11 protein-coding genes are annotated in these 14,663 nt (G+C 57.2%); 4 read left to right on the top strand and 7 right to left on the bottom strand.

Going from position 1 to position 14,663, the window contains the following annotated elements:
* Position 1 precedes the first annotated feature (1 nt).
* The 3 genes from fdhF to ACSOSP_RS08580 are packed head-to-tail and all read right to left on the bottom strand — an operon-like array spanning position 2 to position 5,002.
* Positions 2 to 2,932 carry a formate dehydrogenase subunit alpha gene (fdhF, locus tag ACSOSP_RS08590; protein WP_455310605.1) on the bottom strand — a complete coding sequence of 977 codons (2,931 nt, stop codon included), beginning with the start codon at positions 2,930 to 2,932 and terminating at the stop codon, positions 2 to 4.
* Positions 2,933 to 2,948: 16 nt separating this feature from the next.
* Positions 2,949 to 4,505, bottom strand: coding sequence for a formate dehydrogenase beta subunit (locus tag ACSOSP_RS08585; RefSeq protein WP_455310604.1), 1,557 nt, complete (start codon positions 4,503 to 4,505; stop codon positions 2,949 to 2,951).
* Positions 4,502 to 5,002, bottom strand: a complete 501-nt coding sequence (locus ACSOSP_RS08580; protein WP_455310603.1) for an NAD(P)H-dependent oxidoreductase subunit E — start codon at positions 5,000 to 5,002, stop codon at positions 4,502 to 4,504. The genes ACSOSP_RS08585 and ACSOSP_RS08580 overlap by 4 nt, the downstream gene beginning before the upstream one ends.
* Before the next feature lie 131 nt (positions 5,003 to 5,133).
* On the opposite strand from ACSOSP_RS08580, the gene ACSOSP_RS08575 reads away from it, so the two are divergent.
* The 4 genes from ACSOSP_RS08575 to ACSOSP_RS08560 all read left to right on the top strand — a co-directional run bounded on the left by ACSOSP_RS08575 (position 5,134) and on the right by ACSOSP_RS08560 (position 7,817).
* On the top strand, positions 5,134 to 6,222 hold the full coding sequence (locus ACSOSP_RS08575) for a substrate-binding domain-containing protein (RefSeq protein WP_455310601.1): 1,089 nt from the start codon (positions 5,134 to 5,136) through the stop codon (positions 6,220 to 6,222).
* A gap of 180 nt (positions 6,223 to 6,402) precedes the next feature.
* Positions 6,403 to 6,666: a hypothetical protein gene (locus ACSOSP_RS08570; protein WP_158938312.1), complete on the top strand. Its 264-nt coding sequence runs from the start codon at positions 6,403 to 6,405 to the stop codon at positions 6,664 to 6,666.
* A 641-nt stretch (positions 6,667 to 7,307) separates the two neighbouring features.
* Complete coding sequence (locus ACSOSP_RS08565) at positions 7,308 to 7,523, top strand: type II toxin-antitoxin system RelE/ParE family toxin (RefSeq protein WP_455310896.1); 216 nt, start codon at positions 7,308 to 7,310, stop codon at positions 7,521 to 7,523.
* Between the two features lie 3 nt (positions 7,524 to 7,526).
* Positions 7,527 to 7,817, top strand: a complete 291-nt coding sequence (locus ACSOSP_RS08560) for an addiction module antidote protein (protein ID WP_455310599.1) — start codon at positions 7,527 to 7,529, stop codon at positions 7,815 to 7,817.
* Positions 7,818 to 7,986: 169 nt separating this feature from the next.
* Here ACSOSP_RS08560 and tnpC read toward each other — a convergent pair whose 3' ends face one another.
* The 4 genes from tnpC to ACSOSP_RS08540 all read right to left on the bottom strand — a co-directional run bounded on the left by tnpC (position 7,987) and on the right by ACSOSP_RS08540 (position 14,584).
* A complete protein-coding gene (tnpC, locus tag ACSOSP_RS08555) occupies positions 7,987 to 9,519 on the bottom strand; it encodes an IS66 family transposase (RefSeq protein ID WP_455306981.1) in 1,533 nt (510 codons plus the stop codon).
* A gap of 58 nt (positions 9,520 to 9,577) precedes the next feature.
* Entirely contained in the window at positions 9,578 to 9,913 is a 336-nt protein-coding gene (gene tnpB / locus ACSOSP_RS08550) for an IS66 family insertion sequence element accessory protein TnpB (protein WP_408501606.1), read from the bottom strand.
* Positions 9,910 to 10,305 carry a transposase gene (locus ACSOSP_RS08545; RefSeq protein ID WP_455306983.1) on the bottom strand — a complete coding sequence of 132 codons (396 nt, stop codon included), beginning with the start codon at positions 10,303 to 10,305 and terminating at the stop codon, positions 9,910 to 9,912. Before ACSOSP_RS08545 ends, tnpB begins: the two co-directional genes overlap by 4 nt.
* 259 nt (positions 10,306 to 10,564) lie before the next feature.
* Positions 10,565 to 14,584: an NACHT domain-containing protein gene (locus tag ACSOSP_RS08540; protein WP_455310597.1), complete on the bottom strand. Its 4,020-nt coding sequence runs from the start codon at positions 14,582 to 14,584 to the stop codon at positions 10,565 to 10,567.
* Positions 14,585 to 14,663: the final 79 nt, after the last annotated feature.

The raw sequence follows: 14,663 nt of genomic DNA, 5'->3' as shown, positions 1-14,663 counted from the left end.
GTTATTTCCCCGACGACGTGGCAGGCACCACCGGGGCCACCGTTGAATCACGAAGATCGAGAAACTCCAACTGCTGCGTGTTGAAGCGCGAGTAATCCTTCTGCCATTGCGATGGCTGTTCCACCGGCATCACCTGCACCGCCGTCACCTTGTACTCGGGACAATTCGTGGCCCAATCGGAGGAGTCGGTCGTGATCACGTTCGCGCCGGACTCCGGGAAGTGGAACGTCGTGTACACCACGCCCGGTTGCATCCGCTCGGTGATCTTTGCGCGCAGCACGGTCTGTCCGGCACGCGATTCAATCCCGACCCAATCGTCCTGCTTGATGCCGCGATCCTCGGCGTCATGCGGATGAATCTCCAGCCGATCCTCGTCATGCCAGCGCGAGTTCTCCGTGCGCCGCGTCTGCGCCCCCACGTTGTACTGCGACAAAATGCGGCCCGTGGTCAGCAGCAGCGGGAACTTGCGCGTGACCTTCTCCGGCGTCGCAATGAACTTCGTGATGACGAAGCGGCCCTTGCCGCGCACGAATTCGTCGATATGCATCGTCGGCGTGCCGTCCGGTGCATGCTCGTTGCACGGCCACTGGATGCTGCCGAGTTCGTCGAGTCGCTTATACGACACGCCGGTGAACGTGGGCGTGAGGCGCGCGATTTCGTCCATGATCTGCGACGGATGCGTGTAGTTCATTTCATAACCGAGCGCGCGGGCGAGCTTGATCGTGACTTCCCAGTCGGCGAGACCCGGCAACGGCGGCATCACTTTGCGCACGCGCGAGATGCGTCGTTCGGCGTTGGTGAACGTGCCGTCCTTTTCGAGGAACGATGAACCCGGCAGGAACACGTGCGCGTACTTGGCCGTCTCGTTCAGGAAGATGTCCTGCACGACGATGCATTCCATCGACGACAAAGCCTTCGATACATGTTGCGTGTTCGGATCGGATTGAACAATGTCCTCGCCCTGGCAATACAGGCCAAGGAAGCTGCCATGCACGGCGGCATCGAACATGTTCGGAATGCGCAGGCCTGGCTCCGATTGCAGCTTCACGCTCCACGCTTCTTCGAACAATGCGCGCACGGCCGCATTGCCGATATGCCGATAACCCGGCAACTCATGCGGGAACGAACCCATGTCGCAGGAACCCTGCACGTTGTTCTGACCACGCAGCGGATTCACGCCCACGCCTTCACGGCCGACGTTGCCGGTGGCCATCGCGAGGTTCGCGATACCCATGACCGTCGTCGAGCCTTGCGCATGTTCCGTCACGCCCAGGCCGTAGTAAATCGCGCCGTTGCCTGCATTCGCATAAATGCGCGCGGCTTCGCGTACCGATTGCGCCGGCACGCCGGTGATGGCTTCCATGGCTTCCGGCGAATTCTCTTCGAGCGTGACGAAGTCGCGCCATTGCTGGAACGCGCGCGGTTCGCAGCGCTCGGCCACGAAATCTTCCTTCACCAGGCCCTCGGTCACGATCGTGTGTGCGAGCGCGTTGACCATGGCGACGTTCGTGCCCGGCCGCAATGCCAGATGATGAGAGGCCTTCACATGCGGCGTATTCACGATATCGATCCGACGCGGATCGACCACGATCAGTTGTGCGCCTTCACGCACGCGGCGCTTCAGCCGCGATGCAAACACCGGATGGCCATCGGTCGGGTTCGCTCCGATCACGACGATCACATCGGCTTTCTCGACGGACGCGAAAGTCTGCGTTCCCGCCGATTCACCCAGCGTCGTCTTCAGGCCATAACCGGTCGGTGAGTGACAAACGCGCGCACAGGTATCCACATTGTTGTTGCCGAACGCCGCGCGCACGAGTTTCTGCACGAGGTAGGTTTCCTCGTTCGTACATCTCGACGATGTAATCCCGCCAATCGAATCCACGCCATGCTTGTCCTGGATGCGACGGAATTCGCTGGCCGCGTACGAGAGCGCTTCTTCCCAGCTCACTTCACGCCACGGATCGGTGATCTTGGCGCGGATCATCGGCTTGGTGATGCGGTCCTTGTGCGTGGCGTAACCCCACGCAAAGCGGCCTTTGACGCACGCGTGACCATCGTTTGCCTGGCCGTTCTTGTTCGGCACCATGCGCACGACTTCGCTGCCTTTCATCTCGGCTTTCAACGAACATCCGACGCCGCAATACGCGCACGTCGTGACAACCGAATGCTCGGGCTGGCCGAGCATGATCACCGTCTTTTCCTGCAGCGTCGCAGTCGGGCAAGCCGCCACGCACGCGCCGCACGACACACATTCAGATTCCATGAACGGCTGGTTTTCACTCGCGGCCACGCGCGATTCAAAACCGCGTCCCGCGATGGTCAGCGCGAACGTCCCTTGCGTTTCCTCGCAGGCGCGCACGCATCGATTACACACGATGCACTTCGACGCGTCGTACGTGAAATACGGATTCGATTCGTCCTTCTTGTCCTTCAGGTGGTTCGCGCCTTCGTAGCCGTAACGAACCTCGCGCAAGCCGACCACGCCCGCCATGTCCTGCAATTCGCAGTCGCCGTTGGCGGGGCAGGTGAGACAGTCGAGCGGGTGATCGGAGATATACAACTCCATCACGTTCTTGCGCAGCGATTGCAGCTTGTTCGTCTGCGTGCGCACTTTCATGCCGGCTTCCACGGGCGTCGTGCACGACGCCGGATATCCGCGCTTGCCTTCAATTTCAACCAGGCACAGACGGCACGAACCGAATGGCTCAAGCGAATCCGTTGCGCAGAGTTTCGGCACGTTGACGCCGGCTTCGATCGCTGCTCGCATCACCGACGTTCCCGCCGGCACGGTCACCGACGTTCCGTCGATGTCGAGCGTCACGTCGATATCCGCATGGCGCAGCGGTGTGCCGTAGTCGGTATCGTCGAAGGGATCACGCAGTTTCGTCTTGCACGCGCAATTGCCGGAACCGCAGGATGAATTGGACATGGTTGTGTTCCTTCTTTTAAGCCGCTTTCTGCGACGGCTTTTTGGAAAGACCGAAGTCTTCGGGGAAATGGTCGAGTGCCGAGAGCACCGGATACGGCGTCATGCCGCCCATCGCGCAGAGCGAGCCAGAAACCATGGTGTCGCAGAGATCGCGCAGCAGGGTCACTTGTTTCGGCGAGGTATCGCCAGCACGGATCTTCGCGATGACTTCAACGCCGCGCGTGGAGCCAATGCGGCAGGGCGTGCATTTGCCGCACGACTCGACGGCGCAAAAGTGCATCGCGTACTGGGCGAGATCGGCAAGATTCGACGTGTCGTCATGAATCACGATACCGCCGTGCCCGACCACGGCGCCGACCGCCGCATAAGCTTCGTAGTCCATGGGGATATCCCATTGGCTTTCGGGCAGATACGTGCCGAGCGGACCACCGACTTGCGCGGCGCGCGCCGGCCGGCCGCTGGCCGTGCCGCCGCCATATTCATAGATAAGCTCGCGCAACGTCACGCCGAACGCCAGCTCCACGAGGCCGCCTTGCTTCACATTGCCAGCAATCTGGAACGGCAGCGTGCCGCGCGAGCGGCCCATGCCGAAGTCGCGATAAAACGCTGCGCCTTTGGCAAAAATGATGGGCACGGTCGCCAGTGTAATGACGTTATTGATGACGGTCGGCTGGCCGAACAAACCGACCAAGGCCGGCACCGGTGGCTTCGCGCGGACTACGCCGCGCTTGCCTTCCAGCGATTCCAGCAACGCCGTTTCTTCACCGCAGACATACGAGCCGGCGCCTTTGGCCACTTCCAGTTCGAACGTTTTGTCGCTGCCGAGCACGCTTGTGCCGAGCCAGCCGGCGTCGCGGGCTTTATCGATGGCGCGATTCAGCGTTGCAATCGCGTGCGGATATTCGCTTCGTACATAGATATAACCCTTCGTCGCCCGGGTCACGATCCCCGCGATGATCATCCCTTCGATCAACATGTACGGGTCGCTTTCCATGACCAGCCGGTCCGAGAACGTGCCGGAATCGCCTTCGTCGGCGTTGCAGACAATGTACTTTTGCGGCGCCAGTGCGGCCCGCACCGTGCGCCACTTGATACCGGCCGGGAACGCCGCACCGCCGCGTCCGCGCAGGCCCGATTCGAGCAGGGCTTCGCAGGCGGCATCGCCATCGGTTTCAAGCGCTTTGCGCAAACCTTCGAGGCCGCCATGCTTCACGTAGTCATCGGTGGAAAGCGGGTCCGTGATGCCGATGCGCGCAAACGTCAGGCGTTGTTGCCTGGCTAGCCACGGCAGCGTATCGACCACGCCGACGCGCTTTTGATGCGCGCCGCCATTTGTGAGGTCGGCATCGAAGAGCGCGGCGACATCTTCTTCATCCACATTCGAATACCCGATACGGCCTTCTGCCGTCTCAACCTCAATCAGCGGTTCGAGCCACAGCATGCCGCGCGAACCGTTGCGCACGATCTCGACTTCGATCCCGCGTGCCTGAGCTTCAATGGCAACTGCCAGCGCGACAGCATCAGCGCCAAGCGCCAGTGCCGACGAATCGCAAGGGACGTAGATGCGCGTCATACCAGGTCCTCCGCGCTTGCGCGCGCCGCTTCATACAGCCGCTCGAACTTCTTGGGCGTGACGCGGGCATGCAGCTCGCCGTTGATGGTCATCGCCGGCGACAGCGCGCATTGCCCGAGGCAATACACGGTCTCGAGCTCGGTATCGACCTGATGACCGGAATCGAACTTGCACCCCGTATGCCCTTCGATATGCGCCGCGAGCGATTCCGTTCCCATGCTCCTGCAAGCCTCGGCGCGACACAACTGCACAGTCACGCGCGCGGGCGGCTCGGAGCGGAAATGGTGGTAGTAGGTAATCACGCCGTGCACTTCCGCGCGCGACAGCGACATGGCCTGAGCGAGCGGGGCGATGACATCGGCGGGAATGTAGCCGGCTTCATCCTGAATGGCGTGCAGCACGGCGAGCAGCGACGCACCCTTTTTCAGATGGCGCGCGACGCGCTCATCGGGCGTACCGGCCGGCTGAGTTTGGTGGTTGTGAGGCATCTGGACCATTGTGGGGAATCTCCATTGCTCGGCATATGTTTTATAAATGCATATATCGGTCTTATAATTTGCTGCACCGAGCCCGTGATATGCAAGATACGAGGCTAGCCGGTCGATGGCAATAGGAACTGGGACTGCATATGATCGATGTCGAATGCCGTACGGAGCTGGTCCTGCGGGACGCTGCGGGCCGCGAAGCCAGTCTCAGCGCGGCCGTGCCGCTTTTGCTGCTGGTTTCGCAGACGGGAAGCATTGCGCAAGCCGCGTCGGCTAAGGGTTTGTCCTATCGGCACGCGTGGGGACTTTTGCGCGACATAGAGACGCACTTGGGCGGAGCGCTGATTACGAAATCGCGTGGCCGCGGGTCGGTGCTGTCAGAGCTCGGTGAAGCCGTGCTGCGGGCGCAGCGCTTGTCGAACGAGCGGCTCGACGGGCCGCTTCAGGCGTTGGCTAGCGAAGTGGCCGGCGAACTGAACCGGCGGCTGTCGCGCGCCATTACCGAGATACGGATTCACGCCTCGCACGGGTACGCCGTCGCGGCGTTGGTGGGCGCGCTGGCGAGAAAGCAGATTCCCGCCGACATCAAGTACCGCGAGAGCGCAGAAGCCGTCACCTCGCTCGCGCGCGGCGAGTGCGAGCTGGCAGGTTTTCACTTGCCGATCGGAGAATTCCGCGCGAGTTGCGCCGAGATCTACCGGCCGTGGCTCGACGCGGGGCGGCATCGGCTGATTCATCTGACGCGGCGCACGCAGGGCCTGTTTCTGCCGAAGGGCAATCCCAAAGGCATACGCGGTTTGCACGATCTCGCCCGCGACGATATCCGCTTCGTCAACCGCCAGCCCGGATCGGGCACGCGCATGCTGCTGGATCTGGCGCTGCGCCAGATTGGCGTCGATCCCGCGTCGATCAACGGCTACGCCACCGCTGAGCTGACACACTCGGCCATCGCGGCATTTGTCGCGAGCGGCATGGCCGATCTTGGCTTCGGCGTGCAGCCGGCCGCGCAGCAGTTTGCGCTGGACTTCATTCCGATTATCGAAGAGGACTACTTGTTCGCGTGCAACCGCGACAAACTCGACGACGCGGGACTCAGCGGTCTGCTGGAAGTGCTGCGCAGCGATGCGTTCCGTGACAGCGTGGCGCATCTGGAGGGTTATGATCCCGCTTTTTGCGGGCAACTGCTTGAGCTCGAGGCGGCGCTCAGCGGAGCGACCGGAAACGTGCGGTAACCATTTAGACCCGGTCTGTTCGGCCAATCCGAAGCCTTATGTTTAGAATTACGTTAACCTGATGGTTGGCTTGGCAGGCTCGTGGTGTTACGTGCGATGTCGTGTCGCCTCTCAGCATGCCGGAGATGCCGCTGGCCAAACGTTTAACCGACGACCGTTTTACTCACCGTTACTGCTGCCATGAAATTGCTTTTAAGCGTTGCCGCGTTGATCGCGTTCGTTGTTAGCGCCGTCGCCTTTGTGCCCGTCGCTTTTGCCCAGAATTCACCGGGTGTTCCCGGTGGCATTTTGCAGGACCAGTTTCGACTGAAAGAACACCCGCAGTTGCAGTTTGCCGCTTCCGCGCCGTCGGACAAGTATCAGAACGGCGTGTCGGCGAAGCGCAAGCGCGGTGATTTGGGCGATCCGAATGGTTGTAACTTGCAGTGTCCGCAGGATCAGTGAGCTGGCTGGACCGCTGATGACCGAGTTTAGGCTCGCACGTGTCGGCTGGTATTGAAGCTGCGGGTTTGCTGTGTGCTGCTGGCTTAAAACCTTCATGCCACCGCAACTCGAAATAGCCGTCTAAAAATGCGGGAAGGGCTGAGCTGATTCAGCTGAACCAGATAGATTCGATGTGAAACGCGTCGCCGGATTTTCGGCGGCGCGTTTTTGTTTTTGGGCGGCGGCCTTCTGCGGCATACCCGGTGATACCCACTTGCACGCAGCGCGCGGCGCCGGATCGCATCACTTCGTGGCACGGGGTCGGCAGCTGTCAAATTTTGTCTGCTGAACGGCGAAGGAGGGGCCGCGAGTGTACGTTCTAGCTAATCGCTTCCCGAACCTGCTGCCGGATTCTGATTCGACGACGAATCCATCAGCTGTCGACGGGCAACCCTGGCAACCATCAGCCGCTGGTGGCGGCAACCAACTGCGCATTGACCAAGACTCTGGCTTCAAGGATGTATTACAGACGGCGCGACTTGATAAGGCGTAGCCAGTAGGCTACATTAAACACCTCAACGAATGATCGAACTGCTGCAGACCCCCGAATTTGCACGATGGATTGACGGCCTGCGTGATGTTCGCGCGCGTGCGCGGATTCAATCAGGATTCGCCGCCTGGCTGACGGGAACCCCGGCGACGTTAAGCCAGTCGGTGAAGGCGTTTCCGAACTACGCGTTGATATCGGCCCCGGATATCGGGTGTACTACGTGCAGCGTAAAGGCGTTTTCATCCTGCTGCTATGTGGCGGCAACAAGAGCGCGCAGCAAAACGATATCGCGCGTGCACTTCGTATGGCTCGCGAACTGGAGGATTGAACCATGCCCATTAAAATTATCCCATACGATGTCGCTGAACATCTGCGCACCGAAGAGGAGATGCTTCTGTACATTGAGGCTGCTTTCGAAGAGGCTGGCGACGATGCGAGCTTTATCGCCAAAGCCCTCGGAGATGTCGCTCGTGCACGCGGCATGACAAAGGTCGCACGGGATGCGGGTCTGTCGCGTGAAAGCCTGTACAAGGCGCTTTCCGGTGAACGCAGTCCGGATTTCTCAACGTTGCTCAAGGTTATGCGAGCCCTCGGTATCCGACTGCATCCAGAAGCGGCCTGACGACGACAGCGCGGCTCTCGCCTCTTTCGCGAAAACCAACGAACAAAACCCCCGCGCAGCTCAAGCTGCGCGGGGGTTTTGGTCACACTTAGGTACTACCACAAGGCTATTTGGTGGAGGCGGCGGAAACAACAAAGTAAGCGCCCGGCAAAGTCAGGGGTGAGCTCAATCAGGGTACAGATGGTACCCAGTTATGGGGAAGCAATTCGGCGATCTTATCGGCCCGCTGTGTCGGCAACCGCGTGAGGACGTCTTTTAAGTATGCGTACGGGTCGTGCCCGTTGAGCTGTGCGGAACGCACCAGACTCATGATGGCAGCGGCTCGTTGACCAGCGCGTAGAGAACCTGCAAATAACCAGTTCGCCCGTCCGATTGCCCAAGGTCTAATCAGATTCTCGATTCGATTGTTATCGATGGGCACGTGAGGATCGTCGAGATAGCGCGTGAGCGCCTGCCAACGCTTGAGGTTGTAGTCCAGTGCTTTGGCGATCGGCGAGCCCTCGGAGACAAGTTTGCGCTGTGCGAGCATCCAGACGTGCAACGCCTGTGCAATTGGCCGGCCTCGCTCCTCACGAATCGCTCGTCGTTGCTCAGGGTCTAACTCGGCAGCGTCGCGCTCCACGTCGTAAAGCGCCACGAAGAATTTCAATGCCTGCTCGGCGATCTGGCTCTTCTTGCTCGCATGCAGATCGAAGAATTTTCTCCGCGCGTGCGCCATGCAGCCAATTTCCGTGATGCCCAGTTTGAATCCTGCTTTATAGCCGCTGTAATCGTCGACGACCAGCTTGCCACGCCAGTTGCCCAAGAAGGCGCGGGCATGTTCGCCAGATCTGCCGTCGGCGAACTCGTACACGACAGCGCGCACCTCTGCAAACTGAGTCGACGTGTAGGCCCATAAATAGGCGCTATGCGTCTTCCCTTTGCCGGGGCTCAACATCCGCACCGGTGTTTCGTCTGCATGTAAGACGCTGTGGCGCAGCAGTTCCTCGCGAAGTGCGTCGACCAAGGGCTGCAAACGTACACCGCATACGCCCACCCAGCCGCCGAGCGTCGATTGTGGAATTGCTAGGCCAGCCCGGGCGAAGATGCGTTCCTGCCGGTACAGAGGAAGGTGGTCGCCGTATTTGGCAACCAACACCTGCGCGAGCAAGCCATTCGTCGGAATCCCTTTGTCGATCACATGCGGTGGCACCGGCGCCTGGATCAACGTCTCGCACGCTTTACATGCCCACTTCCCACGGATGTGGCGCTCAACAGTGAACACGCCCGGAGTGTAGTCGAGCTTCTCACTGATATCCTCGCCGATGCGCACGCGTTGGCAGCCACAGGGGCAGCTCAACTCCGTCGGCTCGTGATGGATGTCAGTGCGCGGCAACTGGGGCGGCAACGGCAAGCGTTTGGCCTGCTTGCGGGGCTTCTCCTGCGGGGCGTCCGAACGAAGTTCATTCAACTCGGCCTCAAGCGCTGCCAAATCCTCGTCAATCGCTTCGTCGAGCAGGCTCAACTGCTCGGCAGTGAACTGTTCGCTACGTCTGCCGAATTGCAGGCGTTTGATGACCGAGAGCTCATGGGTGAGCTGGTCAATGCGCGTTTGGCGGTAGTGCGATTCACGCGTCTTCTCGTCGACCTGGGTCATCAACTGCCGCGCAAGTGCGCGCAGTTGATCGGGGTTCAGGGCATCGAGATCAGTGGGTGAATTCATGCCCCCAAGTTTGCCAGCACCTGCACGCCGGGGGAATCGAAACTGTTTACGTCATTTGCTATACCACCGCGATTACGTGGTCGTGCGCCAACGTCTGCCAGGGCAGCCCGATCACGAGTGCGCGCAGTTGCTCGAGATTTAACGTCTCAGCAATATCACTATGACCATTGGCCCAAACGAAATGACCTTTGTTCAAGCGTCGTGCGGCAAGCCAGACGCCAAAACCGTCGTACACCAGGACCTTCATGCGCGTCGAGCGCTGATTGGCAAACAGATATGCATGATGTGGCCGTGCGGACCCAAATACCTTCACCACGCGAGCAAGGATGGTATCAGCGCCGGCACGCATATCGAGGGGCTCGGTCGCAAGCCAAATGGCGTCGATGCGGATCATCGCAGCACCTCCCGAACCCAAGCTGCGCTGTCACCCAAGCAAAGCTGCGGCCACAGCACTGACACGGTTGTGCCATTGCGCTGAATGTCGATACGCACGTTCGCTTGCGCCGCGTCGGGCGCTTGAGCTATCGGCGCGGTCATTGGCAACGCGACGAAGGCAGGCTTTACGTCGACAACAACCGATTTGGGTGCGGGCGGCGCAGCGTCACTGGAATCGGCGGCATCTTTAATCCAACGCCGCAGCACATTGGGGTTCAGACCATGCGAAATCGCCACGGCTGAACATGAGACGCCAACCTGGCGACATTGTTCGATAAGCTCTGACTTAAACGAGGTGCTGTAGGTGCGCCGCGTGCGCCCGGTCGGAATGTCTTGGGAAATAGTGTGCACGTGTCCGCTTCCTGATCGTGGAAACGTATGCTCTTACGCCAAAGAATAGAAAACCAGATGAGATTGCCGGGTGCTTACACAACAAATATCCTCGTCAGCCTTTAACGAGAAGCTGCAACCCCGTGCACCGTGAGAATGTACCCCCAGAGATACCCCCTATTTTTACTCGTGTCATTCGAAGACATGGCACGGTCATCCACTATGAAAGAGGCGACCCATGTTCTCATGATGATTTCCGAACAGAGGATCGTCGCCCAGATCAATCTATTGGCGCGGGTAGGAAGCCGAGTTCAGCCCATTTTTCTGGGGACGTTCGAAGCGCAGAACGTCTTTCGTCTAGGACTTCGTACAAGGAATACAAATAGGCCCCTTCTAAGCTCCCGTTTTCCCCTAAGTCGGAGTCGTCGATGAAAGATAACAAGGCTACTTTTCGAACAGCATCGTGCGCGCCGGTAGGTAGTCGTTCAATCGCTGCTGACAACGCCACGACGTGACTAGATGCCGCTGCGGAATACCGACAGCGAGCAAGACCCTCCAATATGCACCTGCATTCACCCTCGGTCAGATCGGTTGCCCCTAGCCGAAGCAAAGCCATCTGATAAGGAGTCAAATTCCCGACTGCAGGGGACATTTCCAGATGTGCTTGCGATAATCCGATCACAATTCCGTTTTTGGTGCACCAATTCGCCCATAGAATCGCTCGCGCTGAAAGGCGCTCGCGGATAACCGCTTCCCGAATCGTTTCACCGAGCGAAGGTTGCTGGCCGTGAGGAAAGCACGACAAGCTGGGGCCCGAACAGATTTCGTCCAAAATCTCGGGGATTGCATCTGGTTGACTAAATCGGACAAGGAGCACGTTGAGTGTTGAGCTATCCACGGCCGCCGATTGTGTTTTAAGGCACTGAATGTAAGAAAGAATCATGGCCGTGGGCAGCTTAGCAACTTCGACGTTCGGTTCGCTGCTCTCCACAACAAACTTTGACAACTGCGAAGAAAACCAGCGCATAACTAATGCCTCGTTTGCAGATCCTTGTTGCTCCTTCACAAGGGTTCCCCAAAACAGGAAGTCAGTTTTTTCTCGGTCCGTGGTCAATCCAGCACTGCCGGCCAGTGGCAATCCGCGGCCCAATGAGTCTTTGTCGTAACCGTGTAATGGCCCTGGGTCGTAAAGGTTGTAACTGGCTACTTCCCGCTGGGCAAGCCTCTCCGCTTCGTTCCAGTCCTCAAAGTCCCCAAAGTGGCCACTTTCTGCTAGAGAAGCGAGTGAATTAGCCGTCGCCGTATCGAAACGGCCGTCCATTAAGCTGGTCAGCGGCCAAGGCGCGATCGCATTAAACCAGTTTCTTCGCCAACTAAGCTTATGCGTATCAGGAGCGCCGATTACCCGAAGAGCCGATGCCAACGTTTCTCTAGTTGGCGATAGCGCGAACTTAATTGCTGCAAAAATGCTGTTCCAATGTTCGCACGGCGATGGCATGTCCAAGAAAGCGGTGGCTGCGTCGACGTCAAGAGGTGTGCCGAGTAAACGATGCTCGATCGCGCCCATTGCTAACTCACCATCACATTCGAAAGAAACCGAGATCCCAGTCAGATTATTGTTGCGGTCGTATGCAAAGTGTTTATTAGCAATATGGTTGAAGCCAAATAACCAACGAGGCCATAATTTCATGACATCCACGTTTGCAGCCTCATCCTCGCTCTCCGTAAAGGAAAACGCCTCCCACGGGGCCAGCTGAGGAATCAGCTCAATCGCCCTCGGCAAATGCCAGGAGTTAAAAATCGACAAATCACCGCCTACCGCATATTTTGCGCGATGGTTGGGTAATTTATACCACAGGTTTTCATAGGATACGCGCGCCCATTCGACGCCTCTATTGGCGAGAGAATTCAATACTCCCCACGCTCCCGATGATTTTTCTTTCTGAAATTCAGATTCTAGAATGGGATCAATCTTCGCCCGATACAGATCCTCTAGCTTCTCGTGATATACCGACGAAAATTCATGAGGTCCCGTTGCGAAAGGCTGATCCAACAATTCAAGCGCTGTGCGCAGCAGCTTACGCTCACGCTTTGGCGCCGGTCGCGTGGCACCGTCTGATAAAATGTCTAGGGCTAAGCGCGATCCCCATTTCACTGAAGCATGCTCGGGGTTCAATTCAAGGTCGTTTAGCTCGTCACATAACAAGGTTATTTTATCCAGCAACTCGACACTGTCTTCGTCGCATAATTTCCCAAATAGAAAGAGAAAGACATTTCTCCAGTTAGTAATTGGAGCAATTTCTTCTATGCGGAGGCGTCGGTGCTCCGTCGTTCCTCGCGCCATCGCCTCCGCAGCCATAAACTCTTGCAGCGAACGGATTTCAAACCCAACTTCTTCGTCATGGGGACTAACGAGGAAAATCAACCGGTCCAACGCGGAGGTTTTGATCTCATCAATTAGAAATGCCCCCTCACTACCGTCCAAACCCTGTTCCGTAATACGTTGTCGGACCAAGTCTAAAAAACGGCGCAAACTCAGTTGGGCCGCTGTTTTTCCCGCCAGTTCGGATTCAGCTTGCAATAAAAGACCGGTTCGATAGTGTATTGTGTCAATGTCGGTTTTGCGGTCACGTAACAAATCGGAGAGCGGGCCCTCCCGATTCGCTTCTCGTGTGTAAATTGTGCGGTAATATTCTTCAAACAGACGATACCGCTGTTTAGGTGGTTCGCCTAAGCGTTCGACCAACGTAGCCATTATTGTTACCTGTAACGGGCTAGACATAAGCCGCATTGTGGCTTCGGTATGTGCTGCGGTTGTCAAGCGCCGTCGCGTCGTATCAAATTTTTCGGCATCGCCATTAGCGCGAAATTCTAGAAGGGATGACCCATAACTAAGGGCTTGATTTTCCGACAAAGGAGTTAAATAGAGATGAGAGAAATGTGATTTTGCAAACTCGTCCGAATATCCTTGGGGACGCGTCGTTGCAATTACAATCACATCCGCTTTTTCAACAGTTAGATCAACCAAAAAATGCTGAATTGCTTCTAGAACTTGCGCACGATTGCTGCTCGATGGAACCTCATCTAAGCCATCAAATATAAAAATCCAAGGATAACCCGAAAGCCATTGTTTCAATGCTGTAAGTGGAACGACCCCCAAACCACCGAGCTTCTCAATTCGTAATCGGACGTACTCAGCAATCGTCAGATTTTCGTTTTTAGCCAAATCACTTGCGAAGCGGTTTAGAACGATTCTAAATGGGAAGCGCAACGATAGAGGCATCAAACCAACCTTATCGTGTGAAGCATCTCTGATTTCGTCCAATATCTGAATGCAGTGCGGATCAAGAACTTCTGAATTTTCGAGAAGGGCTGCCCGGTACAACTGGCAGAGGTATTGCCCGATTGTGCTTTTTCCTTGGCCTGGGCCGCCCACTATCGCGATTCTTCCAAATGTCGCCGCTCGCGCCTTGGACGCTTCAACATTTCGGAGAACAGTATTTCCGAGGTCTATAAGCGCGCGTGCTAACGTGGAATGGTTGTCAGACGCAGTAAGTGATTTGTCTTTGTTCGAAGTAAAGGGTAGATCGATGAAGACCCGTGATAGGGGAACCGTGCGTCGCTCATCGTGTTGACCGGCCGATTCCAGTTTTGCCGCATAATCGCTTTGCAATTCTTTCTGTAGGTAGCCAGCTAGGATGCGGTCGAAATCTGGAGTTTGAATTGATAGAGTTTCTAACGCCTTATGGAGAACGTCATCAGGCAAGATGAATCCCAGATACGCTTGCCTGATTTCGGCAGCCGAATCGAGGAAGGTGCGAAGTTCGTCAAAACCCCAGACGGCAGATCGTTGTATTCCAAGCCGACCGGCATACTCGGATAGGATCGCTGCGCACCGATCGTGTCCGCCAGTCTCGATATTACCCGTTAGGACCGCGTTGGTTATGAAAATGTAGTAGACAGGTGGACGCCGTTGCTTACTTCTGACTTTGGGCGCGTCATCGGAGGGAGGTAGAAGATATTTAGATAACTCTGCCTCCAATTCTTTTGCGGCCCAGTCAGTATCGCTGGACGAATCGCCGATAGAGCGTTGCCGATACTTACATTGCACTACTAGATAACCGGACCATGGATCCGACGCCGAAGGATAGTCCATTCTTCCCTCAAATGTCGCTTCGCGGCCACCGTCGGCGCCGTCCCCGAACGGTGTTACGCCAATAGCAACAAATTTCTTACATAGAGCTTGAGAGAGATGTTCGAATTCTCGCGTATTTAGTCGATCTAGCCGGTAATCGCTCACTTTTGTCTTCCCCGCGCCTAAGTTTAACCAGCGTTATGATTTTCCAAAGGAAGTCTCTCAGACGGCCCAAATATTAGCA

It is taken from the genome of Caballeronia sp. KNU42 (assembly GCF_053760385.1).
The sequence above is the reverse complement of the archived record's forward strand: the minus strand, read 5'-3'. Positions and strand labels throughout refer to the sequence as shown.